Source organism: Pseudomonas sp. TH41 (assembly GCF_016650695.1).
Lineage (GTDB): Bacteria > Pseudomonadota > Gammaproteobacteria > Pseudomonadales > Pseudomonadaceae > Aquipseudomonas.
On sequence record NZ_JAEKFH010000003.1, the window covers coordinates 2,906,152 to 2,931,338 of the forward strand.

Sequence of the window (25,187 nt, forward strand, 5' to 3'; positions counted from 1 at the left end):
TTTATTTACAGCATAGTGCTTGCACAGTTGTTGTCGCATTGCGTCAACCCACATAGGCTTCGAGCATCTCTGGAGATGCTCGATGCCTTTTCGTTATTTCGTTAAACAACTTCTACTGCCGCCCGGCATTCTTTTGCTGCTGTTGGTTCTTGCCTGGTGGTTGCGTCGCTCAAGGCCGCGGCTTGCTGGCTTTTGCTTTGCGCTGGGTGTGGGTGGCTTTTGGCTGATGAGCCTGCCGGTGATGGTGCAGTGGGGCGCCGAGGCACTTGAGCGTGAAGCGCCGCTGACGCACGATGAATGGGCAACCCTGGGTCAGCAGGCGGACGCGATCGTGGTGCTGGGCTCGGGACGCGAACGTGGCGACCTGGCGTGGGGCTCCGACCAGCCGACCGGTGTGGGTCTGGAGCGTGAACGTTACGCCGCACGATTGGCCAAGGCCTCGGGCCTGCCGGTCCTGACCAGCGGCGGTTTGCATTTCGGCACTCCGCCGACTGAAGCCAAATTGATGGCTGACTCGATGCTCGATGATTTTGGCGTGACCGTGCGTTGGCAGGAAGGGCGCAGTCGCACAACCTGGGAGAACGCGCAGTTCAGCGCCGAGGTGTTGTTGCCGGAAGGGATCAAGCGCGTTGTGGTGGTGACCCAGGCCTGGCATATGCCGCGAGCGGTCTGGAGTTTCCAGAAGGCTGGGTTTGAGGTGGTGCCGGCGCCGGTAGGGTACTTGGGCGTGGACAACGCCCGGCCGCTGGGCGGCTGGATGCCGGAGTTCAAATCGATCTGGCAGAGCGGGCAGTTGTTGAATGAGGCGGTGGGGCAGGTGGGGTATTGGTTGTTTTACCGATAACCGAAAACTTACACATTCCCTGTAGGAGCGAGCTTGCTCGCGATGAGCGTGAGGGCGGCGCTTGCTGGCGGGAATCACGCGTCATCGTTCATGTCCATCGCGAGCAAGCTCGCTCCTACAGAGTTCGCGTATCAGACAGTCTTGGCCATCCGGCTCGCAACCAACGCCCATCCAAACAACAACACACACACAATGATCAGCGGCCACGAACGCCATTGCAGGTACGGCGTCAGGTTGTGCATCGGCACCACTTCGCCATACAGAATGCCGCGTTCGAATTGCGGGATCTGCGCGGTGATCTGGCCGTACGGGTTGATCAGGCCGGTGACGCCGTTATTCGTGGCGCGGATCATCCAGCGGCCGGCCTCAAGCGCGCGCATTTGCGCCATCTGCAAGTGTTGCAGCGGGCCGATGGAGGTACCGAACCAGGTGTCGTTGCTGATGGTCAGCAGTAAATCGCTACGGGCGGCGAGGCTGGCGGCGAACTCTGGATACACCACTTCGTAGCAGATGAACGGCGCAATCTGATAACCCTTGGCCTGCAGCATTGGCTGATCGTCCGGGCCGCGGGCAAAGTCCGACATGGGCAGGTCAAAGAAGGCAATCACACCGCGCAGCACTTCCTGCAGTGGAACGTATTCGCCAAATGGCACCAGCTTCTGCTTCAAGTACGTTCCGTCACCTTCGCCCACCACGGTGATGCCGTTGAAGAAACGCTTCTCGTGGTGGACTTCCTGACGGATCGGTACGCCGGTAATCAGTGCGGAGTTACGCTCTGCGGCGAAGTTTCCCATCATGTTCAGGTAGCCCTCGGCGGACTCCTTGAGCACCGGGACCGCGGTTTCCGGCCAGATCAGCAGGTCGACGCGCTTGGAACTGAAACTCATGTCGCGGTACAGCGCCAGTTGTGCGTTGAGCTGCGCCGGGTCCCACTTCATGCTTTGTTCGATGTTGCCCTGGATCGCCGCGACGGTCAGCGGTGCGCCCGCCGGACTGGTCCAGGCGTGGCCTTTCAGTGCCATGCCGGCGACCCAAGGACCGATCAGCAGCAACACGCCGGCCGCGATAAAGCCCTTACGGCCGGTCTTGATCAGGCGCGAAGCGTTGTAGATCAGTGCGGCGGTCAGGGCCAGCGTGAAGGACACCAGCCACATGCCGCCGATGGGCGCGAGTCCGGCCAGTGGGCCATTGAGCTGACTGTAGCCGGAGTAAAGCCATGGGAAACCAGTGAGAAACCAGCCGCGAAACGCTTCCTGGCCGACCCACAATGCCGCGAACGCCAAGGCATCGGCCAGCGGCGCTTCGTTTCGGCGCAACCACCGCGCCCAGATCCAGGCGGGCAGGGCGAAGAACCAGGCAATCGCTGCGGTGAAGGCCAGCATCAGCAGCCCGGCCAGCAGCACCGACGCGCCGCCAAAGTTGTGAATGCTGTAGTAGATCCAGCTGGTGCCGGCGCCAAACAGGCCGAAACCGAAACACCATCCACGGCCCAGGGCCTGGCGTGGGCTCAGCTCGCGCAAACCGGCATAGAAAAAACCGACCGCCAGCAATGCCAGCGGCCAGAGATCGAATGGCGCCAGGGCCAGGGTGGTGAGTCCACCGGCCACCACGGCCAGCAGGTTACCGGGCCAGCCGGGGCGGGTCAGACGATGCAGGGGGTGTGTCATCAGCTATTTCCTGTATCGCGCCGGGTCTGCTGTTACGCAGGGCAAGGCGCGAGGAGTGTGGTTTGGGTTTTCAAATGAGCGACGAGTAACACAGCCCTGCGTAACAGCAGACCCGGCCCTTCGGGTTGCGCCTGAAAGCGGGCCATGCTGCGTTGCAGTCCTTGGAAAGGGCAAGCCATTCCCTGCGGCCTGCGCCTTGCCTGGCCCGCTTTCAGGCGCAACGCGATGCAGGAAATAGCTGATGACACACCCCAATCCTTAGCGGGCAATAGGTGTTAAGCGCAGCAAGTGAATCCGACGGCTGTCGGCGTTCAGGATGCGGAAGCGATAAGGGCCGATTTCAGTGATTTCGTTGCGTTTTGGCAAGTGCCCGAACGCGCTCATCACCAGGCCGCCAACGGTGTCGAACTCATCGTCGGAGAACTCGCAGTCGAAGAACTCGTTGAAGTTTTCGATGGGCGTCAGGGCCTTGATCAGGAAGTCACCGCTGGGCAGGGGCTTGATGTAGCTGTCTTCTTCGACGTCGTGCTCGTCTTCGATGTCGCCGACGATTTGCTCCAGCACGTCTTCGATGGTTACCAGCCCTGCCACGCCGCCGTATTCGTCAATGACGATGGCCATGTGGTTGTGGTTGGCGCGGAACTCGCGCAACAGCACATTCAGGCGCTTGGACTCGGGCACGAAAGTGGCCGGGCGTAGCAGGTCCTTGATGTTGAAGCTGTCGCCGTTCTCCCTGAGGATCAACGGCAGCAAGTCTTTCGCCAGCAGCACGCCCATCACGTCGTCGTGGCTTTCGCCGATGACCGGGTAGCGGGAGTGGGCCGAGTCGACCACGGCAGGCAGGAACTCGCGGGGTGTCTGGGTCGCCTTGATGCTGATCATCTGCGAGCGCGGGACCATGATGTCCCGTACTTGCAGGTCCGCAACCTGGATGGCGCCTTCGACGATGGCCAGCGCTTCGCTGTCCAGCAACTTGTTTTGGTGTGCGTCGCGCAGCAGCTCCAACAGCTCCTGGCGGTTCTTCGGCTCGTGGGCAAAAGCCTGGGTGAGCTTACCCAGCCAAGACTTTTGCCCGTTGCTCGATCGATCTTCGCTCATAGCGATTACTCTGAATCCTTTGTTGTAACGATAGGGGATGTTTCTATTTCGTCGTCCGCGTACGGGTCGCGATAGCCCAGTTCTGCAAGCAACGTTCGTTCCAGCGCTTCCATCTCTTCGGCTTCGTCGTCATCTATATGGTCGTAACCGAGCAGATGCAAGCAGCCGTGAATCACCAGGTGCGCCCAATGGGCGTTTAGTTCCTTGCCTTGCTCGGCGGCTTCGCGCTCGACCACTGCCACGCAGATCACCAGATCGCCGAGCAGCGGGATGTCGAGAAACTCGTCCGGCACATCGGCAGGAAACGACAGGACGTTAGTGGCGTAATCCTTTTGCCGCCAAGTGTGGTTCAGCTCGCGACCTTCCTCTTCGTCGACCAGGCGAATGGTCATTTCAGAGTCGGCAGTGCGCTGGCGCAGAGCCAGTTCGCACCATTGGCGGAACTCGGCTTCGCTTGGGGCAGACGCTTCGGTAGCGAGTTGCAGATCAAGCTCAAGCATCGCGGCGGCTATCCTTTGGGGTGTCGTCTGCCGCACGATTCTCGAAGCGCTCGTAGGCTTCGACGATGCGTTGCACCAGCGGATGGCGCACAACGTCCTTGGGCATGAAATGGGTGAAGCTGATGCCAGGCACGTCTTTCAGCACCTCGATCACATGGTGAAGGCCGGACTTGGTGCCTTTCGGCAGATCGACCTGGGTGATGTCACCGGTGATGACCGCGGTTGAACCGAAGCCGATCCGGGTCAGGAACATCTTCATTTGCTCGACCGTGGTGTTCTGGCTTTCGTCGAGGATGATGAAGCTGTTGTTCAGCGTTCGACCGCGCATGTAGGCCAGCGGCGCGACTTCGATCACCTGACGTTCGATCAGCTTGGCGACGTGTTCGAAGCCGAGCATTTCGTAGAGGGCGTCGTACAGCGGACGCAGGTACGGGTCAATTTTCTGTGACAGGTCGCCGGGCAGGAAGCCAAGCTTTTCGCCCGCTTCAACCGCCGGACGCACCAGCAGGATGCGCCGAATCTGCTCGCGTTCCAGCGCATCCACCGCGCAGGCAACGGCCAGGTACGTCTTGCCCGTACCGGCCGGGCCGATGCCGAAATTGATGTCGTTACCGAGGATTTCCTTCACGTAGCGCAGTTGATTCAAGCCGCGAGGGCGAATCATGCCTTTTTTGGTGCGCAGGGCCACGGAAGGTTCGGCGGGGGAGACGTTGTCCAGCTCTTCGACGGCTGATTCTTGCAGGAACAAGTGAACCATGTCCGGCGACAGCTCGGTACCTTTGGTTTCCCGGTACAGGCGGCGCAGGAGGTTTTCCGCGGAGGTGGTGTGTTTCGGGTCGCCGATCAGTTCGAACTGGTTTCCGCGGTTGCGGATCTCGATGGTCAGGCGCTGTTCGATCAAGCGCAGATGCTCGTCGAATTGCCCGCACAAATTGGCGAAGCGGCGAGCCTCAACGGGCTCGAGGATGAAACGATGTGGTTCGATGGGTGCGTTCAAGGTCGTATTTAGCCGCCCTGGGGCAATTAAGATGAAATTAAGGATAGCGCCAGTGGCGCGGGTGCGAAAGCTCTTAAAACTTCTAATCGTCGAGACCGCCAAGATCGCAGCCTTCGGCAGCTCCTACAGGGGAATGCTATCCATGTAGGAGCTGCCGAAGGCTGCGATCTTTTGGCGGTTATTAGATCAGCGAGCCCCGCAATGAGTGCGGCTGTGCGGCATCAATGTGCACATCGGCGAACTGGCCGATCAAGGTTGGATTGTCGCAGCGGAAGTTGACGATCCGGTTATTCTCGGTCCGGCCTTGCAGCTCGCCGGGGTCCTTTTTCGAATAATCGGTGACCAGGATCCGCTGGATCGAACCGACCATTTGTCGGCTAATTTCGAAGCCTTGCTGGTTAAGGCGATGTTGCAGCGCGTTCAGGCGTTCTTTTTTCAGTTCTTCCGGCGTTTCGTCGGCCAGGTCGGCGGCCGGTGTGCCGGGACGCTGGCTGTAGACGAACGAGTAGGAGAAGTCGAAACCGACGTCTTCGATCAGCTTCATGGTCTGTTCGAAATCTTTCTCGGTCTCGCCCGGGAAGCCGACGATAAAGTCGGAGCTGATACAGATCCCCGGCACGGCGGCGCGCAGTTTGCGCAGTTTGGATTTGTATTCCAGGGCGGTGTGATTGCGCTTCATCGCCGACAGAATCCGGTCTGAACCCGATTGCACCGGCAGGTGCAGGTGTTTGACCAGTTCCGGCACATCGGCGTGAGCCTGAATCAGGCTGTCGGAGAATTCCAGCGGGTGCGAGGTGGTGTAGCGAATCCGGTCGATGCCATCGACGGCGGCCACCACGCGAATCAGTTCGGCGAGGTCCGCCAGGCGACCATCGTGTGTGGCGCCGCGATAACCATTGACGTTCTGACCCAGCAGGGTCACTTCACGTACGCCGTTTTCGGCCAGGTGGATAATCTCGGCAATCACGTCGTCGAACGGGCGGCTGACTTCTTCACCGCGGGTGTAGGGCACTACGCAGAACGTGCAGTACTTGCTGCAGCCTTCCATGACCGACACGTAAGCACTCGGGCCATCGACGCGCGGCTCGGGCAAATGGTCGAACTTTTCGATTTCCGGGAACGAGACGTCCACTTGCGGCAACTTGGTGGCGCGTGCGGCGTCGATCATTTCCGGCAGGCGGTGCAAGGTTTGCGGGCCGAATACCACGTCGACATACGGGGCACGATCGCGGATGGCCGCGCCTTCCTGGCTGGCCACGCAACCGCCGACGGCGATCACCATGTCCGGGTTGGCGAGCTTCAGTTCGCGCCAGCGACCGAGCTGGGAATACACCCGGTCCTGAGCACGTTCACGAATGGAGCAGGTGTTGAGCAGGATTACGTCCGCGTCTTCAGCGCGAGCGGTGACTTCCAGGGCCTGGTGTTCGCCCAGCAGATCGACCATGCGCGAGCTGTCGTACTCGTTCATCTGGCAACCGTGGGTTTCGATGTAAAGCTTCTTGGCCATGGAAAGAGTCATCACGTGATTCAAAGAACCAAGCATTATAGGGAACATGTCCCAAGGTTCCTACCGCTGCGCGTCCGGTGGCTATGCTATAGTTCGCGCCCTCATTTTTATCCCCGATGTGTTGCTCGCCCACCATGACCAAACGTGAAGCTCCAATCTACAAGGTGATTTTTCTCAACCAGGGCCAGGTGTACGAAATGTACGCCAAGCAGATCTATCAAAGTGATCTGTGGGGCTTTCTGGAAGTGGAAGAGTTCGTCTTTGGCGAGCGCACGCAAGTGGTCGTCGATCCGAGCGAAGAGAAACTCAAGGCTCAGTTTGAAGGCGTTGTGCGCAGTTTTGTGCCGATGCATTCGATCGTGCGCATCGACGAAGTCGAGCGTCTAGGCACGCCGAAAATCAGCGAAGCCCGCGGCGCGGTTGGCAATGTCATGCCGTTTCCGATGCCGATGCCTGAGAAGTAAGTAGCAGTCTTGAAGCTGATAGGGCTCTCTACTGTGGCTAGAGAGTCATTGTGATCAGGGGATTTATTGTGGCGAGGGGATTTATCCCCGTTGGGCTGCGAAGCAGCCCTGCCATCAGCCAATGCATTCTTTCAAGCGGACCGCATTCGCTGACTTTACGACTGCTGCGCAGCCGAACGGGGATAAATCCCCTCACCACAGGGCCAGTGCAGGAATCAGGGTAGTGGCGAAAACGGTGTACGCCCGTCGGCGCTTTGCAATTCCATCAGGTATTTACGGAAAATTTGCCCAAGCACTTGGGTAGCGACTTCCAGCTCTTCGCGCGGCATTTTTTCCGCCACTTCGTCAGCCGTGTCCAGCGCATCTTCAGCGCCATTGACCGCCGCCATTTTCAGCACGATGTACGCCTGAATGTTATTGGCCGGTACGCCTTCGCCATGGAAAAACATGGTGCCCAGTTTGAACTGTGCCTGGGCATGGCCTTGCAGCGAGGCCTTTTCGAAGTAGCTCAGGGCTTGATTGAGGTCGCGCGGCGTATTTTTACTGTTGTAGTAGAACTCACCCAACTCGTATTGCGCTTGCGCATCCCCTGCATCCGACGCTTTCTGACAGACAGCGAGTGCCTGTGCCAGATCTTGCCCCTGGGTATTGAGGGTGCAACGACCCATCGCTGGGATTAACAACGAGTTGCCGCCTGCCTGTGCGAGCAGGGGCTGAAGGAGCAACAGGCAGCCCAGTGCAAGGGCGCGGCCGGTGCGGTTCATGGGAATCGACTTACCTCTGAAGGGCGCGCGGACCCATCGAGGGATCCAATAAGCGCGCATTATGAAATAAGCAGGGCCAACCTTACAAAGTCTTTACTCGTTTTTCTGCTGCGCGGGAAATATATCGCCCACTTTGCGGGGGATTATTAGCAGAAGCGTAGGAATAAGGGCAGGAATGTAGGTGAAAGCTGACGCTGGCAATCGCCAACGTCAGCGGCTCAGCGTTATTTCAATGCAGCGAATGCTCGCTCGGCGGCATCCAGTGTCAGTTTCAGCTCGGCTTCGCCGTGAGCGATCGAGGTGAAGCCGGCTTCGAATGCGCTCGGCGCCAAATACACCCCGCCCTCGAGCATCAGGTGGAAGAAGCGCCCGAACCGGGCAGCGTCGCTGGCCATTACGTCATCGAAGGTCACGATGTCGTCGGCGCCGCTGAAGTACAGGCCAAACATGCCGCCGGCCTGCGTGGTCACGAACGGAATGCCGGCGGCATCAGCGCGCTGTTGCAGACCGTCGAGCAGGCGGCTGGTGTAGTCGCTCAGCTCGGCATGGAAACCTGGACGGCTGATCAGGCGCAAGGTGGTCAAGCCGGCCGCCATCGCCAATGGGTTACCCGACAAGGTGCCCGCCTGGTAGACCGGACCCAAAGGCGCGATGTGCGACATGATTTCGCGTTTGCCGCCGAAGCAGCCGACCGGCATGCCGCCGCCGATGATCTTGCCGAAGGTGGTCAGGTCCGGCGTCACGCCGTAGTGCGCTTGTGCGCCGCCGAGGGCGACACGGAAACCGGTCATGACTTCGTCGAAAATCAGCACCACGCCATGCTTGTCGCACAGGGTCCGCAGGCCTTCGAGGAAACCGGGTGCCGGTGGCACGCAATTCATGTTGCCGGCCACGGGCTCGACGATGATGCACGCCACGTCCTGGCCGACTTCGGCGAGCATGGTTGCAACGGCATCGATGTCGTTGAACGGCAGGGTCAAGGTGTGTTTGGCGAAGGCTGCCGGCACACCTGCCGAGCTTGGTACGCCTTGGGTCAGGGCGCCGGAACCGGCCTTGACCAGCAAACTGTCGGAGTGACCGTGGTAGCAGCCTTCAAACTTGATGATGCTGTCGCGACCAGTGAAACCACGGGCCAGGCGAATGGCGCTCATGGTCGCTTCGGTGCCGGAGCTGACCATGCGCACCATTTCCATCGACGGCACGATCGAGCAGACCAGATCAGCCATCTGGGTTTCCATCTCGGTGGGAGCGCCGTAGGACAATCCATGCTCAAGCTGCTTGCGCACGGCGTCCAGCACGTCCGGATGGCTGTGGCCGAGAATCATCGGGCCCCAGGAACCGACGTAATCCACATAACGCTTATTGTCTTCGTCAGTGACGTAGGCGCCTTCGGCGTGTTTGAAGAACAGCGGCGTGCCGCCGACGCTCTTGAATGCGCGAACAGGTGAGTTCACGCCACCGGGAATGTGTTTCTGGGCATTGGCAAACAGGGTTTCAGAACGAGACATGATCGGGCTCTCAAAAATCAGGATTTGAACAATTCGTTAAAGGCACGGGCCCGGCGTGTTACCTCGGCCGTGCTGTCGGCGCCAAACAAACCATGGACCACCGCCAGCAAATCGACCCCGTGGGCCACCAGCGGGGCGGCGTTGTCCAGGGTGATGCCACCGATTGCGCAGATCGGCAGGTGCAGTTTGCTGCGGGCCTGGTCGAGCAGTTCGAGGCTGCAGGTCGGTGCACCGGGTTTGGTGTTGGAATTAAAGAAGCGGCCGAAAGCGACATAACTGGCGCCTTCTTTGGCAGCTTGTTCGGCGAGCTCGAGTTGCGCGTGGCAGGTCGAGCCGATGATCGCCTGGCGACCGAGCAACGCCCGGGCCGGCGTCAGCGGGCCGTCGGTCTGGCCCAGGTGCACGCCGACGTTCAGGCGCGCGGCCAGTTCGGCATCATCGTTGATGATCAGCTGGGTCTTGTAGCGGTCGCACAGGTCGCGCAGGGTTTCGGCCTCGCGCAGACGGCGGGCCTCATCGCTGCTTTTGTCGCGGTATTGCAGCAAGGTAACGCCGCCTTCCAGCGCCGCCTCCACGTACGAAAGAAATTTACCCGCCAGTAGCTGGCTGTCGGTAATGGCGTACAGGCCACGTAGTTTCATCGGACAAGCCTCATGGCGTTACGAACAGAAATCCAGCGGCAAGCGGCGGGGCACGAACTGACCTTTGCCCAGTTGCTCGGCATCACGCAGGGTGCGCCACGTGTAGTTAAGTGCGGTCTGCACCGCGCTGACGAGATTTTCACCCTGGGCCAGACGACCGGCGAGGGCGCTGGCCAGGGTGCAACCCGATCCGTGATAACTGCCGGGCAGGCGCTGACAGGTATAGGTTTCGCGCAGGCCGTCACGGCTGTACAGGCGATTGTGTATTTCGTGTTCATCACCGTGGCCGCCTGTGATCAGCAGGTGTTTGACGAACGGCAGGAGTTTTTCAGCGCATTCGTCCGCGGTGCCTTCGGGCAGTTCGGCGAGGATGCGTGCTTCGGGGAGGTTGGGGGTGGCAATGATGGCCAAGGGCAACAGGCGTTCGCGCATAGCGTAGCCGACTTCATCCTTGCCCAGTCGTCCGCCACCGCCGGCGCGCAGCACCGGGTCGCAGACCATTGGCAAATGCGGGTGCGCCTGGAGCAGTTCGACGACGGTGTCGACCATTTCCAGTGAACCGAGCATGCCCAGTTTGACCGCAGCGACTTCGCAATCGTTGAGCACGGCGTTGGCCTGGGCCAACACCCACTCACGGTCGAGGACGCGGAAGTCAGTGACGTTGACCGTGTCTTGCACGGTCAGGGCGGTGACGGCCGGAGCCGCATGGCAACCCTGCGCGAGCAGGGCTTCGATATCTGCCTGCAGGCCGGCGCCACCACTTGGGTCGTGGCCGGAGAGACAGAGGACAACGGGGCGAGAGCTGTAGATATTCATGGTGCGCGAGCTTACCACCAAACATCTTTTTTCGGCCGCAGGAAGATCAAAAGATCGCAGGCTTCGCCAGCTCCTACAAGGAGGCTGCGATCTTTTCAGCCCCTTCTGACCGGGTCAACAGCTCTAGCTCAATGTGTAGCGCTGGAACGCCCGTGCTAGAGCCTTTGTAGGAAAGATTTCGATGGTGTTCAAAGGCCATCAACGGCTATGCTAGAGTGGATCCAAACCAATAACAGGTGATACCGGTTCTACGTCTACTCAAACGGAATGGGGGGCTTCCTGACAGAACCGGACAGGCCACGCTGGGGCTTCAATGCGCTATTTGCTGATGTTGCTGTTGTGTTTGCCCCTCATGGCGAGCGCCGTCGAATTCGATGAATTCACTCAAAGCCTCCCCTTGGGGCGCACCCTGCAAGTGTTCGAGGACGCGGGTGGTCAGGCGACCATTGCGGATGTTCGCGCACAAGCGGCGGCGGGAAACTTCAAGCCCCACCATAAAGACACCCTCAACGCGGGTTACTCGCGTTCGGCGTTCTGGCTGAAAATCGATCTGCATTACCGCCCGACCAACCCTGATGCGCAACGCACCTGGCTGCTGGAACTGGCCTATCCGCCCCTCGATCACCTCGATTTGTACTTGCCTGATGCTGACGGTCGCTATCAGTTGGCCCGACAGACCGGCGATGCCTTGCCATTCGACAGTCGCGAGATCCGCCAGAACAACTATCTGTTCGATCTGAACTTCACCCCTGATCAGACGCAAATCGTGTACCTGCGCCTGCAAAGCGAAGGCTCGATCCAGGCTCCGGTCACGTTGTGGTCGAGCACCGCATACCTCGAAGAACAGCCGGTGCGACTGTATGTGCTCGGGTTGATCTATGGCGTGTTGCTGGGGATGCTGGTCTACAACCTGTTCATCTACCTCAGCGTGCGCGACACCAGCTACCTCTATTACATTTTCTATATCGCCTCGTTCGGCTTGTATCAGCTGTCGGTGAACGGCGCGGCGGTGCAGTATTTCTGGCCGGACAACCCGTGGTGGGCCAATGCTGCGACGCCGTTTTTCATCGGTTGCGCAGGGTTGTTCGGCAGCCAGTTCGCCCGCAGCTTCTTGCAGACAGCCACTTACAGTCGCTGGCTCGACCGCTTGTTGCTGGCGCTGATTGCGTTCGGTGCGGTGGTGGTCGGATTGTCATTGATGACCAGTTACGCGCTGGCCTTGCGCTTGGCAACGGCCTTGGCACTGACGTTCACCGTGGCGATTTTTACAGCAGGGATTTTCGCCTGGCTGCGCGGTTTGCGAGTGGCGCGGTATTTTATTATTGCCTGGTCGGCGTTTTTGCTCGGCGGCATCATCAACACGCTGATGGTGTTGGGTTACTTGCCGAACGTGTTCCTGACCATGTATTCCAGCCAGATTGGTTCTGCGATCGAAGTCGCGTTGCTGTCCCTGGCGCTGGCCGACCGCATCAACGCCATGCGCGAGCAGCAAGCGCAGACCCTGTTCGATGCCGGTCAAAAACTCGAAGTGCTCAACCAGCAACTGGCTCGAAGCAACAAACTCAAGGACGAATTCCTCGCCACGCTGACCCACGAACTGCGCACGCCCATGAACGGTGTGATCGGTTCGCTGGAACTGATGCAGACCGTCGAAATGGACACCGAGCTGGAGCAATACCAGCAAACCGCAGCGGGTTCGGCACGGGACATGATGCGCATGGTCAATGGCATCCTCACCCTGACCGAGCTGCAGGCTGGCAAGCTCAAGGCCTCGGCGACCCCCTTCAGTTTGCGCGGCGTGGTTGAAGCATTGCGCCTGCAGTTCCAAGGCAATGCATCGAGCAAGTCCCTGGATTTCAAAGTGGACGTGACACAGGGGCTGCCGGATCGCTTGAACGGCGACAGCGCCAAGTTGGCGCAATGCCTGGAATGTCTGCTGGACAACGCGATCAAGTTCACCAAGGTCGGCGGTCTGGCGCTGCGCGTGACGGGCAAACCTCTGGAAAACAATCGCCTGGCCCTGTCATTTGCGGTGATCGACACCGGCATCGGTTTCACCGATCTGGGGGAGGCGACGATGTATCAACGCTTCTTCCAGCTCGACGGCTCGATGACCCGTGAATACGGCGGCCTGGGCGTCGGCCTGGCGATTTGTCGGCAACTGGTCGAATTGCTTGGCGGACGCCTGACTCACCGCTCCGAGCCAGGGAGCGGCAGCCGCTTCCAGCTGGATGTCGAGTTCGAACAGCCGGTGGTAGAGCGTGTGCAAGCACCTTTTATGAGCCGGGATTTTCCGCGCTTGCGACTGCCACAGGATTGCACCGTGCTGCTGGCGGATGACAACAGCATCAATCAACTTGTGATGCGCGGCATGTTGCTCAAGCTTGGGTTCCGGGTGCGCACCGCTGACAGCAGCGGTGCTGCGCTGGAGTATTTGCAGCGTGAAGCCTTTGACGCGGTGCTGCTTGACTGCCAGTTGCCTGCCGCGGACGGTGTGTCTCTGTGCTGCCAGATCCGCGCATTGCCGGGTTGCGCCGAATTGCCGGTGTTCATGGTGGCCCTGAGCGTTGATCGTGAGCGCTGCCCGACCGGCGCGTTGATTGACTATCTGGGCAAACCGGTAAAATTCGAGGACTTGCAGGCAGTGCTTTATCGGCGGGTGCTCTGCCCGCAGCAGGGTGAAAGCGCCGGCAGATAGGCAGATATGACACTTTGATCGGCCAAGGGGCGGTGCTTAACTGAATTCCCTTGGCTGACCAAAGGAGCCCTGTCATGAACCTGCATCAGTTCGCTGAAACCCACGAAGTCACCAACCAGCCACCGTCGCTGGACGGCACCAATCTGTATCGCATCGACCTGCCTTTGCAGGAGTGGTCGCAGCGTTTCGGGGCCGGTTGGGCGCAGGTGCGGATCGACGCTTACGGCGCACTGGCCGGCGGGCCGCTGATGGAAGCAGGGTTCCTGGCCAATCAGAACAAACCGGTCTTCGTCAGCCATGACCGTTATGGTCATCGCATCGACCTGGTGGAGTTTCATCCGGCCTACCACGAATTGATGCGCACGGCGGTCGAGCACGGGCTGACCTCGTTGCCGTGGGCGCACCCGCAGCCCGGCGCCCACGTCGCCCGCGCCGCCATGACCTACTTGCACAGCCAGGCCGAAGCCGGCAGCGGATGCCCGTTGACCATGACTTTCGCCAGTGTCCCGGCGATGCGCCTGCAGCCGGATCTGGCCGAACAATGGCTGCCGAAAATCCTCGCCACCGAATACGACCCGCGCAACGTTGGCATGGCGCACAAGGCCGGTGTCACCATTGGCATGGCCATGACCGAGAAGCAGGGCGGCACCGATGTGCGGGCCAACACCACCAAGGCGTATCCGGTCGGTGCCAGCGGTCCGGGCCAGGCCTATGAGTTGTTGGGCCATAAGTGGTTTTGTTCCGCGCCAATGTGCGATGCCTTCCTCACCCTGGCGCAGACGGACAAGGGATTGACCTGTTTCCTGCTGCCGCGCCATCGCCCGGATGGTACGCGCAATCAGTTCTACATCCAGCGGCTGAAAAACAAACTCGGCAACAACTCCAACGCCTCCAGCGAAGTGGAATTTCGTGGCGCCCTGGCGTGGATGGTGGGTGACGAAGGGCGGGGCGTTCCGACCATCATCGAAATGGTCGCCATGACCCGGTTCGATTGCATGGTCGGTTCCAGCGCGCTGATGCGCCAGGCGTTGACCCAGGCCAGCCATCACTGCGCGCACCGCCGCGTTGGCGGCAAGCTGCTCAGCGAACAACCCTTGATGCAGAACGTACTGGCCGACCTCGCCCTGGAAAGCGAAGCCGCCCTGGCCTTGAGCCTGCGCATGGGCCGGGCGCTGGATCATCTGGACGACGCGCAGGAAGCGAAATTCGCACGCCTGGTGACGGCCGTGGGCAAGTATTGGATCTGCAAGCGCGCACCCGCGATGATCAACGAAGCCGCCGAGTGCATGGGCGGTGCCGGCTATGTCGAAGAAAGCATCCTGCCGCGTTTGTACCGCGAGGCACCGGTCAATTCGACGTGGGAAGGCTCCGGCAACGTGCAATGCCTTGATGTACTGCGGGCCTTGTCGAAAGAACCGGGGGTGCTGGATGTGCTGTTCAGCGAGTTGGGGGACGGCCATGGCGACAAACGCCTGGCCGCGCACATCAGTCAATTGCAGGCGGCCTTCAAGGACACTGGCGACATTCAATACCGCGCCCGGCAGCTGACCGAAGACATCGCCTTGGGGCTTCAGGCCAAGCTATTGCTGGAGGCAGGTAATGCCGCGGTCAGTGACGCCTTCATCGCCAGTCGTCTTGGGTCGGCAGGCCGGGTGTTTGGCGCGTTGCCGCGAGGACTGGAGGTGGAAGCGATTGTGGCGCGCTCTACTCCGCAGGGTTTTTGACCACGCTCGGGTGAACGACAATGATCCACTGTGGGAGCGAGCCTGCTCGCGAAAGCGGTCTGTCAGTCATATCGATGTTGGATGTGCCGGCGCATTCGCGAGCAGGCTCGCTCCCACATTTGATCTTTGGTGAACCGACTAGTGTGTATCAGCATGCCACTGTTCCCGTCGGGCGACGATACAGGCAAGATGAAGGTCTGCAAGTCAGAACACAGGATGCTGATCGTGACCGAAGCTTTTATTATCGTTCAAACCGCCGAGCAAGCCGTGGACCGGCTTGCACTCTTGCACAATCGTGCAACCACCGCGCTGAACCAGGCGCTCAAGCGTTACCTCAAGGACCGTATTGAGCCGGACGCCGAACAGCGTGCGATGTTTCGTTATCCTGAATTGCGTCTGACCTACCATTGCCAGGGCGAAGTCCCACAGACCACGCGTGCCTACGCCAAGGTTCAGTTGCCGGGGACCTACAGCGTTACCGTCACCCATCCCGCCGCTTTCCGTAAATACCTGCTGGAACAGCTGGTGCCGTTGATGCATGACTTCACCGTGACGGTCGAAGTGGGCATCAGCCAGCAGAACATTCCTTATCCATATGTGGTTGAACAGGGCGATGAGCTGGCCGGTTCCGGTGTCACCGCCGCCGTGCTGGCGCGGGTGTTCCCGAGTACCGACCTGTCGGCCGCCACCGATGGCATTGCCGATGGTTTGTACGATTGGGAAAACACCGATCCGCTGCCGCTGGCGTTGTTCGATGCGGCCCGGGTGGACTTCTCGCTACGCCGACTGGTGCATTACACCGGCAGCGACTGGCGCCATGTACAGCCGTGGATTCTGCTGACCAACTACCACCGTTATGTCGACCAGTTCATCGTCCATGGCCTGGAGCAGTTGCGCAGTGATCCGCGTTTCGTGCGGATGGTGTTGCCGGGCAACGTGATCATCGAAAAGAGCATGGATCACGGCGAAGCCTCGGCGATTGCCGCGGGCGTGGTTTGGCATCGCTACCAGATGCCGGCCTATCACCTGATTGCCAGCGACGGCCATGGCGTGACCCTGGTGAACATCGGCGTCGGCCCGTCCAACGCTAAAAACATCACTGACCATTTGGCGGTACTGCGCCCGCATTGCTGGCTGATGATTGGCCACTGTGGTGGCTTGCGTCAGTCGCAGACCATTGGCGACTACGTATTGGCTCACGCCTACATGCGCCGCGACGGGATTCTTGACCGGGTCGTGCCGCCGAACATTCCGATTCCGGCCCTGGCCGAAGTGCAGATGGCGTTGCAGCAAGCGGCGGCCAACATCACCGGCGAGAAGGGCGATGAGCTGAAGAAACGCCTGCGCACCGGCACCGTGCTGACCTACGACGACCGTAACTGGGAGCTGCGTTGGGCTCAGGAACGTCCGTTGATCAACTTGTCCCGCGCTGTCGCGGTGGACATGGAAAGCGGCACCATCGCAGCGCAGGGTTATCGCTTGCGAGTGCCTTACGGCACGCTGCTCTGTGTCTCGGACAAACCCTTGCACAGCGAAATCAAGCTGCCGGGCTCGGCCAACGCCTTCTATGAACGCGCGGTCAGCCAGCACTTGAAGATCGGTATCGAGGCGGTGGATCTGTTGCGCACCGAACTCAACTCGCTGCACTCGCGCAAATTGCGCAGCTTCGACGAGCCGCCGTTCCGCTAACAGGCATGGTTATTTAACGGTCGGGGTACTAGCATTGGCAGCCCTGACCGTTAGATGTTCTTTTCGCCATGTCCCGTCCCCAACGTCCCGTTTCCCGCCGCCCTGGCGCGAAGCCTGCGCCATCGTCCTCAGCCCCGCGTCGCGTTGCCAAAGCGCCGCCGGCCGAGCCGAAGCTGATTCTGTTCAACAAACCGTTCGATGTGCTGACGCAATTCAGCGATGGCGAAGGGCGGGCGACGCTCAAGGACTATATCGAGATTCCGGGGATTTACCCGGCAGGACGGCTGGACCGTGACAGCGAAGGGTTGTTGCTGTTGACCAACGACGGCCAGCTTCAAGCGCGGATCGCCGACCCGAAACACAAACTGGCCAAGACTTATTGGGTGCAGGTGGAAGGCGAGCCGAGCGCCGAGCAGTTGCAGCGCTTGCGCGATGGCGTCGAGCTGAACGACGGCATGACCTTGCCCGCTGAGGCGCGGCAGTTGGATGAGCCTGAATTATGGCCACGCAACCCGCCGGTGCGCTTTCGCAAAAGCGTGCCGACCCATTGGCTGGAGCTGGTGATTCGCGAGGGACGCAACCGTCAGGTGCGGCGCATGACCGCTGCGGTCGGCTTGCCGACGCTGCGGCTGGTGCGGGTCAGAATCGGCGACTGGACGATCGAAGGGCTCGATCAAGGCCAGTGGAAGGAAGTCCCGGCGCGTTTATGAGCCGCTTTCGATGTACGCGATCACCACGCTTTTGACGATGAACGCGAAAATTCCCAGGCCCAGCACGAAGAACAGAATGAGCGTGCCGAACTTGCCGGCCTTGGACTTCTTCGCCAGATCCCAGACGATGAAGCCCATGAAAATGATCAGGATGGTGACCAGGCCGGTCATCATCCACTCTTCAAATACTGCAGGATCCATCGAACATCTCCAGCGCGGGCGGGGCTAAAAAGGGCGGGTCGAGTATACGCCATGGGGGAATGGCGGAGCATTGACCTGCGTCGGTGTGACGCGGTCATTCATCGCCTGTGCCGGCCCTTGTAGGAGCTGTAGGAGCTGGTAGGAGCTGTCGAGTGAAACGAGGCTGCGATCTTTTGATCTTGTTTCTTAAAAAGCAAAATCAAAAGATCGCAGCCTCGTTTCACTCGACAGCTCCTACCAGCTCCTACCAGCTCCTACAGCTCCTACAGAAGTGGGCTCAGTTGCGCAGGTGGGTGAGGGGCAGTTCGGTGCTGTTGAGCACCTGGTTCAACACAAAACTGGAGCGCACGCTCGTCACCCCTTCAATCCGGGTCAAATGCCCCAGCAGCAGTTTCTGATAGTGGTCCATGTCCGGCACCACCACCTTGAGTTGATAGTCGGCATCCATCCCCGTCACCAAGCTGCATTCCAGCACTTGCGGCAGCGTGCGAATGGCCGCTTCAAAGTTCTCGAACCGCTCCGGCGTATGTCGGTCCATGCCGATCAGTACGTAGGCCGTCAGGCTCAAACCGAGCATTTTGCGGTCCAGCAGGGCGACCTGACGGGTGATGTAGCCGTCATCTTCCAATTGCTTGACCCGCCGCGAGCACGGCGAGGGGGACAGGCCGATGCGTTCGGCCAGCTCCTGGTTGGAGATGCGCGCGTCACGCTGCAATTCCGCCAAAATGCTCAGGTCGTATCGGTCGAGTTTGCTCATCAATCAGGCCTTTGTCATAACTATTGCGGAAGATTATCTATCCAGGGTTAAAAATTGCGCAAGTGATGTTTATTTGAGCAATCTTCGCAATCCTCTGCCGGCGCCGCGAGCCTATTCTTATTACCAGAATCACTGCTCGGACAAACAGTCCACAGCGGCTCGCCCAATCAGGCCAGCTGCGGTCGCCACTCCCCACAGGGGATGAGCCGGCCCCCGAGCTACACACTGTCCAGAAGACGGCGTGAGGTGAGCCGACGTCATAAGCGTCGAGCACGGACGAAGTTCTCAAGGGGAGGCCGACGGGTCTCCCCTTTTTCTTGCCTGGAATTTCTCGCCAGTCCTCAATAAATAAGTTGCGCGACTGATAACCTGTTGCAGAACCGGCCTGCACTTTCCCAGTCTTACGTACAGGCCCTAACCCACAGTGAGGAAAAGCATGAAGTCGCGCATCTGGCGTTTGGCCGGTGTTGGTTTGCTGTGTGTAAGTGTCACTGCTCAAACGCTGGCCGATGAACCGCAAAACCGTGGCCCTGAGGGCGGGCAACACGGGTCGGAGGGCCATGAGGGAAACAATCAGGGCCATCAGGGAAACAATCAGGGCCATGGCGGCAACAATCAGCCGCGCCCGCAAAATAATCAGCCTGCTCAAAACAATCAACCGCGTGTGCAGAACAACGATGGCAATCGAGGTGACAACAACCGTCAGTTCGAGCACAACGGCCAGAATCAGAATGGGCAAAACCACGCGCAGCACGACTACAACAATCCGGTCCGGCCGCCACCACCGCCGCCGAAGCTGCCGGCCAATGACCTGCCGATCCAGGGCCGGCCCGACACGGTGCGCCAGACCCAGCAGCCGCAGCGTGGCTACTATCAGGACGTTCCGCGGCGCAACGATAACAACCCGCACTGGCAAAACGGTGGTCAGGCTTCACACCCCGACGATCATCGGTGGGCAGGGCGTCCGGAGGGGCATGGCAATGGCTGGGGCCCCGGCCCGCAGTACCGTCCCGGTCATATGATCGATCGCTTCCCGGACCGTGAATTCCGCGTGCCTTATCGAGGTCAGGATTACTTCTACTCCGGTGGCTACTGGTATCGCCCGCAGGGCCCACGCTATGTGGTGGTGCAGCCGCCTCGCGGAATTCGTGTCAGCTACTTGCCCGATTACGCGCGTGAAGTGTGGATCGGCGGTGCGCTGTTGTTCCTGGCGGCGGGTTCGTATTACGCCTATCAGGAAAGCACTCAGGATTACGTCGTGGTTGAACCGCCCGTGCAACAGGCGCCGCAACCGACCAGCAATGGCTATGACGTGGAGGCTTATCCAGCCAACGGCCAGTCGCCCGAGCAGATCAATCAGGACGGTTACGAGTGCTATCAATACGCAGTACAGCAGAGTGGCTTTGATCCACGAACGGCCACCTATCAACCGGACCCGTCGGTGGTGCAAGCCTACCGCCAGGCCCAGGGCAACTGCCTGAGCAGTCGCGGTTATCAGGTTTCTTTCTGAGCCCTGGCGGGCAGTACCACTTCCCGCGGGTCGGCGTGCACCAGCACTTCGGCTCGCGGGTAGGCGGCGTGAATCGCATCGGCGGCTTGATCGCTGATGGCGTGAGCGACTGACAGGGTGAGGTTTCCCGGTAACTCCAGATGCAATTGCACGAACCACTGGTTGCCGGAAATTCGCGTGCGCAGGTCATGCGCGCCCAACACCCCAGGTACACCGCACGCCAGTTCAAGCATGTGCTGGCTGACATCCGGCGGCAGTTCTTCATCCATCAGCACCGTAAAACTTTCCCGGGCGATTTGAATCGCGCTCCACAAAATGTAGACCGCGATCCCCAGACCAAACCACGCATCCACCTGGTTCCAGCCAAACCCCGCCAATATCAGCGCCACGAGGATGCTGCCATTGAGCAGCATGTCCGAGCGGTAATGCAGCGAGTCGGCGCGCACCGCGTTCGAGCCGGTGGCCTTGACCACCCGATGTTGCAACGTCAGCAACGCCAGCGTCAGCACCAGGGAGAACACAATCACCCCGATGCTGATCCACGGTGCGCCCACGGGCTCCGGATGCTTCAACCGGTCAAACGCCTGCAAGGCAATCAACACCGCACTGCCGCCAATGAACAGCGCCTGAGCCATGCCGGCCAGTGATTCGGCCTTGCCATGCCCGTAACGGTGATCGTCATCGGCGGGGCGCAAGGCGTAATGCACCGCCAGCAAATTAAGCAGCGATGTCACGCCATCGAGTACCGAGTCAGTCAACCCGGCGAGCATGCTCACCGAACCGCTCAACCACCAGGCGATGGCTTTGGCGACGATCAGCGTACAGGCCACCGCCACCGAGGCACGGGTTGCCAGCCGCAGCAGGCGGGCGTGTTCGACGCTTGTGATCATAGGTACGGCTTTTCCTTTTTTAAGCGGCCCTTCACGTGCACGGATTACGCGGCAGGTTGCAAGCCGAACATGGCCAGTTGCTGAGGGCTGCCCTTGTGTTGGATCAGGCGCGGGTCATCCAGCGGGAATCGACGACCCAGTTCAGTTTCGAGAATAGTCTGCAATTTTTGGGTATCGACCTTGCCGTCGGCGCCGATGGCGTCCTTGAGTTTTTCCGGGGCTACCTGGGCGGTCTTGCCCGGTTCGAAATAAATCGCCCCAGTGGCGAAGTCCACGGCAAACGCGATCAGGCCTGGGATGATATAGAACAGCAGCCCCACCGCATCGAGGGCGGCGATGGCCGGGTCGATCTTGCCGTCAATCTGGCCGCGGCGATCCGGGTAGAAAATCGATCCGCAAGCGGTCACTTGGGTCAGCAGGGTTGCCACCAAGACACCGCCAATCAGGCGAAAGGGAACACGCATATGAAATCTCCTGAGTCATTTGGAAAACGTAGCGTCGTCGATATGAATTAGGACCGCAACGAGCGACAAGCAGTTCGCCGTTATACTCGCGCCTCTGTTTGGGAGCCAGCATGATTTCTTTGCCGATTGATGAAGTTTTACCCGCCCTGCGTGAAGCCTTGGCTACACGCCACGAAGCCGTGCTTGAAGCACCGCCCGGCGCGGGTAAAACCACCCGTGTGCCCTTGGCCTTGCTCAACGAGCCGTGGCTGGCGGGACAAACCATCCTGATGCTCGAACCGCGCCGGTTGGCAGCGCGGGCGGCGGCGGAACGTCTGGCCAGTGAACTGGGCGAGAAGGTCGGTGAAACCGTCGGTTATCGCATTCGCCTCGACAGCAAAGTCGGCCCCAAAACGCGTATCGAAGTGGTCACCGAAGGTATCCTCACCCGGCGCTTGCAGGATGACCCGGCGCTGGAAGGCGTCGGTCTGCTGATCTTCGACGAGTTCCATGAGCGTAGTCTCGACGCCGACCTGGCGTTGGCCCTGAGTTTGAACGGCCGGGAGCTGTTCCGAGACGATCAACCGCTGAAAATTCTATTGATGTCTGCAACCCTGGAAGGCGAACGCCTGGCCGGGTTGCTCGATGACGCGCCGATCCTGCGCAGTGAAGGGCGCATGTACCCGGTGCAGATGCGTTGGAGCCGACCGTTCCAGCCGGGTGAATTCATCGAGCCTCGTGTGGTGCAGACCGTTCTCGACGCCTTGAATGACGAAACCGGCAGCCTTCTGGTCTTTCTGCCGGGGCAGGCGGAAATCCGTCGAGTTCATCAACAACTGGCCGATGCTCTGGGCGAGAGCTCACAGGTGTTGCTCTGCCCATTGCATGGCGAACTGGACCTGGCCGCGCAGCGTGCGGCGATTGATCCGGCGCCTGTCGGCAAACGCAAAGTGGTGCTGGCGACCAACATCGCCGAGACCAGCCTGACCATCGACGGTGTGCGCGTGGTGATCGATGCCGGGTTGGCGCGAGTGCCGCGTTTCGATCCGGGCAGCGGCATGACCCGGCTCGACACCCAGCGCATTTCCCGCGCCAGCGCCACACAGCGCGCCGGCCGGGCCGGGCGCCTGGAGCCGGGCGTGTGTTATCGCTTGTGGTCGCAGGATCAGCACGAGCAATTGGCGGCTTACGCCAGTGCGGAAATTCTCTCGGCGGACCTTGCCGGCCTGGCGTTGCAACTCGGGCGTTGGGGCGTGACGCCGGGTCAGTTAGTGTGGCTCGACATTCCGCCAGCGGCGGCTTATGCACAGGCTCAGGATCTGCTTGATCGACTGGGCGCCCTGGACGGCGAAGCGCTGACCCGTCACGGTCAGGCCATGGCCGAACTGCCGGCGCATCCGCGCATCGCGCATTTGCTGTTGCGCGGTCAGGCACTTGGCCTGGCAGACATGGCCTGCGACGTCGCGGCACTGCTGGGGGAGCGCGATATTTTGCGCGGTGCCGGGGCTGACTTGCACAGTCGACTGGTGTTGTTGTCCGGCGAAGAGCGCGCTGCCCGTGGCGCTCAGGGCGGCGTGCAACGGGCCCGGCAACTGGCGCGACAGTATCGCGGTTACCTGCGCGGCAAAGCGTCGGAGCCCGTCAGCGATCCGGATCATCCGCGTTGGCTCGGCGCGCTGCTGGCGCTGGCCTATCCGGACCGAGTTGCCCAACAACGTCGGGCCGGTGGCGCGGAATATCGCCTGGCTAACGGTCGCGCAGCGCTGTTCGCCGACGCCGACAGTCTGATGAAGCAACCGTGGCTGGTGATCGCCGACCTCGGCAGCCGTCAGGGCCAGCGTGAGGAACGGATTTATCTGGCAGCGGATTTCGATCCGGCGCTGTTCGATTCCGTGCTGTCGGAGCAAGTGCGTTGCGTCGATCAACTGGATTGGGACGAACGCGAAGGTGTGTTGCGCGCTGAGCGCCAGCGCAAGGTGGGCGAGTTGATCCTCAGCCGCGAACCGCTGACCGGCCTCGATGAAACGGCTCGCAGTCAGGCGCTGGTCAATCTGGTGCGACGCAAGGGGCTGGAGCTGTTGCCATGGACGCCGGAGCTGCGTCAGTGGCAAGCGCGAGTCGCGTTGTTGCGGCAGTTGGACCTCAGCAGCAAGCCTGAAAGTGAATGGCCGGATGTCAGCGACACCGCACTGCTCAAAAGCCTTGAGCACTGGCTGATGCCGTATCTGGGGAAAGTCTCGCGACTCAGTCACTTCGCCAACCTGGACCTGTCGAGCATCGTCCATAACCTGTTGCCATGGCCGCTGCCGCAACGGCTCGACGAGCTGGCGCCGCACCATTTGAGCGTGCCGTCGGGTTCGTCGATTCGTCTGGATTACAGCGAGCAACCGCCTATTCTGGCGGTGCGTTTGCAAGAGTTGTTCGGCCTGGCCGAGACGCCGAGGGTTGCCGGCGGCCGCCAGGTGGTGAAGTTGCACCTGCTGTCCCCGGCGCGGCGGCCGGTGCAGGTGACGCAGGACCTGGCCAACTTCTGGCGCAGTACTTACGCCGAGGTGAAGAAGGATTTGAAAGGGCGGTATCCGAAGCATTACTGGCCGGATGACCCGTTGGTGGCCGAAGCCACCGCGCGGATCAAACCCCGTAAATAATCTGTAGGAGCGAGCTTGCTCGCGATGGACGTGAACGATAACGCGTGCTGTCTGGAAACAAGCGCCGCCTTCAAGCCCATCGCGAGCAAGCTCGCTCCTACAAGGGTAAGTGCGATCTTTCGGCTTTCGCGGTGAGCTGCTCCCGGCAATAGTCGGCAAACAACTGCGCCGGTTTGGTCAGTTGCCCGCGCTTCAACCACGCAGCCACCAGCCCTGAGCCGGTGACGTCTTCGACGATGTCCACGCACACCACTTTCTGGCCGTCGTAGGTGCATTCCGAATGCGGCCGGGTGACCAGGATCGAAAAGCCGAACCCTTGCCCGACCATCCCCCGCACCATCTCGATCGAGGGAGAGCTGAAGGCAATGTGCGGCGTCAGGCCGAGTTCTTCGAACAGGCTGACGAAGTAAGTCCGGCTCGGTTGCACGTCCAGCAGAATCATCGGCTCCAGGCACAGGTCGCGCAGTGACACTTGCTTCAACTGGGCAAAGCGATGATCCGCCGGCAGTAACGCGTAAGGCCGTTGTGCCGGCATCAGCGGTTCGGTCTGGATGGTGGCGTCGAGGTCGTGTTCATACAGGATCGCCAGGTCGAAGGTACCCGACGTCAGGCCTTGCACCAGCTCTTGCTGCTCGCCGTCGCGGATGCGGATTTTCACCCCCGGATACAGCGCCGAGAACCCGGCAATCAACTGTGGCAAGTACAAGGGGGCAACCGTTTCGAAGCAGCCGATATCGATTTGCCCGGACACCACGTCGTTGTCGGCGAGGGCGTTCTGTTCGAACTCCTTGGCCATGCGCAACAGTTCCTGGGCCTTGCGATAGAAGCGCGCGCCGCTAGGGGTCAAGGACACACCCTGGGCGTGGTGACGGATCAGCAGTTGCACGCCGAAGCTGTCTTCCAGGCCTTTGATCGCCGTGGAGATCGCCGGCTGGGCGATGTACAGCTTGCGCGAAGCCTCGGCGACGCTGCCGCATTCGACGGTGGTGATGAAGTATTTCAGTTGACGCAGGTTGTAGGCAGCCACGGCAAACCTCGGGGTGGATGGACTATACATCCAGGCAATTTTCGCGCCGACTGCATCCGTTCTGACGACGGTGTTGTTAGGCCT

22 protein-coding genes are annotated in these 25,187 nt (G+C 60.4%); 8 read left to right on the forward strand and 14 right to left on the reverse strand.

The genetic code is table 11. The features are described 5' to 3' along the window. Nucleotides 1-82: 82 nt before the first annotated feature. Nucleotides 83-844 (forward strand): YdcF family protein, encoded by a 762-nt coding sequence (locus tag JFU37_RS15965; protein ID WP_201116133.1) that lies wholly within the window; start codon nt 83-85, stop codon nt 842-844. A gap of 131 nt (nt 845-975) precedes the next feature. Here the strand turns inward: JFU37_RS15965 and lnt are convergent, their stop codons facing one another. From lnt to miaB, 5 genes are all read right to left on the reverse strand, one after another. After that, nucleotides 976-2,499: an apolipoprotein N-acyltransferase gene (lnt, locus tag JFU37_RS15970; protein WP_201116515.1), complete on the reverse strand. Its 1,524-nt coding sequence runs from the start codon at nt 2,497-2,499 to the stop codon at nt 976-978. A gap of 270 nt (nt 2,500-2,769) precedes the next feature. Then, nucleotides 2,770-3,609 (reverse strand): HlyC/CorC family transporter, encoded by an 840-nt coding sequence (locus JFU37_RS15975; protein ID WP_201116135.1) that lies wholly within the window; start codon nt 3,607-3,609, stop codon nt 2,770-2,772. 5 nt (nt 3,610-3,614) lie between these two features. After that, nucleotides 3,615-4,109 (reverse strand): rRNA maturation RNase YbeY, encoded by a 495-nt coding sequence (ybeY, locus tag JFU37_RS15980; protein WP_201116137.1) that lies wholly within the window; start codon nt 4,107-4,109, stop codon nt 3,615-3,617. Then, nucleotides 4,102-5,106 (reverse strand): PhoH family protein, encoded by a 1,005-nt coding sequence (locus tag JFU37_RS15985; protein ID WP_201116139.1) that lies wholly within the window; start codon nt 5,104-5,106, stop codon nt 4,102-4,104. The genes ybeY and JFU37_RS15985 overlap by 8 nt, the downstream gene beginning before the upstream one ends. A gap of 181 nt (nt 5,107-5,287) precedes the next feature. Beyond that, nucleotides 5,288-6,613: a tRNA (N6-isopentenyl adenosine(37)-C2)-methylthiotransferase MiaB gene (gene miaB / locus JFU37_RS15990; RefSeq protein WP_201116141.1), complete on the reverse strand. Its 1,326-nt coding sequence runs from the start codon at nt 6,611-6,613 to the stop codon at nt 5,288-5,290. A gap of 134 nt (nt 6,614-6,747) precedes the next feature. On the opposite strand from miaB, the gene JFU37_RS15995 reads away from it, so the two are divergent. Further along, nucleotides 6,748-7,077 (forward strand): DUF1820 family protein, encoded by a 330-nt coding sequence (locus tag JFU37_RS15995; protein WP_007894425.1) that lies wholly within the window; start codon nt 6,748-6,750, stop codon nt 7,075-7,077. 215 nt (nt 7,078-7,292) lie between these two features. On the opposite strand, the gene JFU37_RS16000 is transcribed toward JFU37_RS15995, so the two are convergent. From JFU37_RS16000 to JFU37_RS16015, 4 genes are all read right to left on the reverse strand, one after another. After that, on the reverse strand, nt 7,293-7,841 hold the full coding sequence (locus JFU37_RS16000) for a tetratricopeptide repeat protein (RefSeq protein WP_201116143.1): 549 nt from the start codon (nt 7,839-7,841) through the stop codon (nt 7,293-7,295). A 224-nt stretch (nt 7,842-8,065) separates the two neighbouring features. Further along, nucleotides 8,066-9,349, reverse strand: coding sequence for a glutamate-1-semialdehyde 2,1-aminomutase (gene hemL / locus JFU37_RS16005; RefSeq protein WP_201116146.1), 1,284 nt, complete (start codon nt 9,347-9,349; stop codon nt 8,066-8,068). Nucleotides 9,350-9,366: 17 nt separating this feature from the next. Next, on the reverse strand, nt 9,367-9,990 hold the full coding sequence (thiE, locus tag JFU37_RS16010) for a thiamine phosphate synthase (RefSeq protein WP_201116148.1): 624 nt from the start codon (nt 9,988-9,990) through the stop codon (nt 9,367-9,369). An 18-nt stretch (nt 9,991-10,008) separates the two neighbouring features. Then, the gene (locus JFU37_RS16015; protein WP_201116150.1) at nt 10,009-10,806 is read right to left on the reverse strand and encodes a hydroxymethylpyrimidine/phosphomethylpyrimidine kinase; all 798 of its coding nucleotides are present in this window, start codon (nt 10,804-10,806) and stop codon (nt 10,009-10,011) included. 313 nt (nt 10,807-11,119) lie between these two features. Between JFU37_RS16015 and JFU37_RS16020 the strand changes: the two genes are divergently transcribed. The 4 genes from JFU37_RS16020 (at nt 11,120) to JFU37_RS16035 (ending at nt 17,627) form a co-directional block, all read left to right on the forward strand. Then, nucleotides 11,120-13,504, forward strand: coding sequence for a hybrid sensor histidine kinase/response regulator (locus tag JFU37_RS16020; RefSeq protein ID WP_201116153.1), 2,385 nt, complete (start codon nt 11,120-11,122; stop codon nt 13,502-13,504). A gap of 74 nt (nt 13,505-13,578) precedes the next feature. Continuing rightward, a complete protein-coding gene (locus JFU37_RS16025) occupies nt 13,579-15,228 on the forward strand; it encodes an acyl-CoA dehydrogenase family protein (RefSeq protein ID WP_201116155.1) in 1,650 nt (549 codons plus the stop codon). A 189-nt stretch (nt 15,229-15,417) separates the two neighbouring features. Beyond that, the gene (amn, locus tag JFU37_RS16030; RefSeq protein WP_201116516.1) at nt 15,418-16,917 is read left to right on the forward strand and encodes an AMP nucleosidase; all 1,500 of its coding nucleotides are present in this window, start codon (nt 15,418-15,420) and stop codon (nt 16,915-16,917) included. Nucleotides 16,918-16,985: 68 nt separating this feature from the next. Then, nucleotides 16,986-17,627 (forward strand): pseudouridine synthase, encoded by a 642-nt coding sequence (locus JFU37_RS16035; protein WP_242485734.1) that lies wholly within the window; start codon nt 16,986-16,988, stop codon nt 17,625-17,627. Here JFU37_RS16035 and JFU37_RS16040 read toward each other — a convergent pair. Both JFU37_RS16040 and JFU37_RS16045 read right to left on the reverse strand, forming a co-directional pair. Next, nucleotides 17,622-17,828: a DUF2788 domain-containing protein gene (locus tag JFU37_RS16040; RefSeq protein WP_201116158.1), complete on the reverse strand. Its 207-nt coding sequence runs from the start codon at nt 17,826-17,828 to the stop codon at nt 17,622-17,624. The genes JFU37_RS16035 and JFU37_RS16040 overlap by 6 nt on opposite strands. A 277-nt stretch (nt 17,829-18,105) precedes the next feature. Then, nucleotides 18,106-18,585, reverse strand: coding sequence for an Lrp/AsnC family transcriptional regulator (locus JFU37_RS16045; RefSeq protein WP_030129517.1), 480 nt, complete (start codon nt 18,583-18,585; stop codon nt 18,106-18,108). 436 nt (nt 18,586-19,021) lie between these two features. On the opposite strand from JFU37_RS16045, the gene JFU37_RS16050 reads away from it, so the two are divergent. Beyond that, entirely contained in the window at nt 19,022-20,095 is a 1,074-nt protein-coding gene (locus JFU37_RS16050; RefSeq protein ID WP_201116160.1) for a DUF6515 family protein, read from the forward strand. Here JFU37_RS16050 and JFU37_RS16055 read toward each other — a convergent pair. Both JFU37_RS16055 and JFU37_RS16060 read right to left on the reverse strand, forming a co-directional pair. Further along, nucleotides 20,080-20,985 (reverse strand): cation diffusion facilitator family transporter, encoded by a 906-nt coding sequence (locus JFU37_RS16055; RefSeq protein WP_201116162.1) that lies wholly within the window; start codon nt 20,983-20,985, stop codon nt 20,080-20,082. The genes JFU37_RS16050 and JFU37_RS16055 overlap by 16 nt on opposite strands. A 44-nt stretch (nt 20,986-21,029) precedes the next feature. After that, on the reverse strand, nt 21,030-21,449 hold the full coding sequence (locus tag JFU37_RS16060; RefSeq protein WP_201116164.1) for a polyribonucleotide nucleotidyltransferase: 420 nt from the start codon (nt 21,447-21,449) through the stop codon (nt 21,030-21,032). 110 nt (nt 21,450-21,559) lie between these two features. Between JFU37_RS16060 and hrpB the strand changes: the two genes are divergently transcribed. Further along, the gene (gene hrpB, locus JFU37_RS16065; protein WP_201116166.1) at nt 21,560-24,076 is read left to right on the forward strand and encodes an ATP-dependent helicase HrpB; all 2,517 of its coding nucleotides are present in this window, start codon (nt 21,560-21,562) and stop codon (nt 24,074-24,076) included. 97 nt (nt 24,077-24,173) lie between these two features. Here hrpB and JFU37_RS16070 read toward each other — a convergent pair whose 3' ends face one another. Further along, nucleotides 24,174-25,103, reverse strand: a complete 930-nt coding sequence (locus JFU37_RS16070; protein ID WP_201116168.1) for a LysR substrate-binding domain-containing protein — start codon at nt 25,101-25,103, stop codon at nt 24,174-24,176. Between the last annotated feature and the right edge of the window lie 84 nt (nt 25,104-25,187).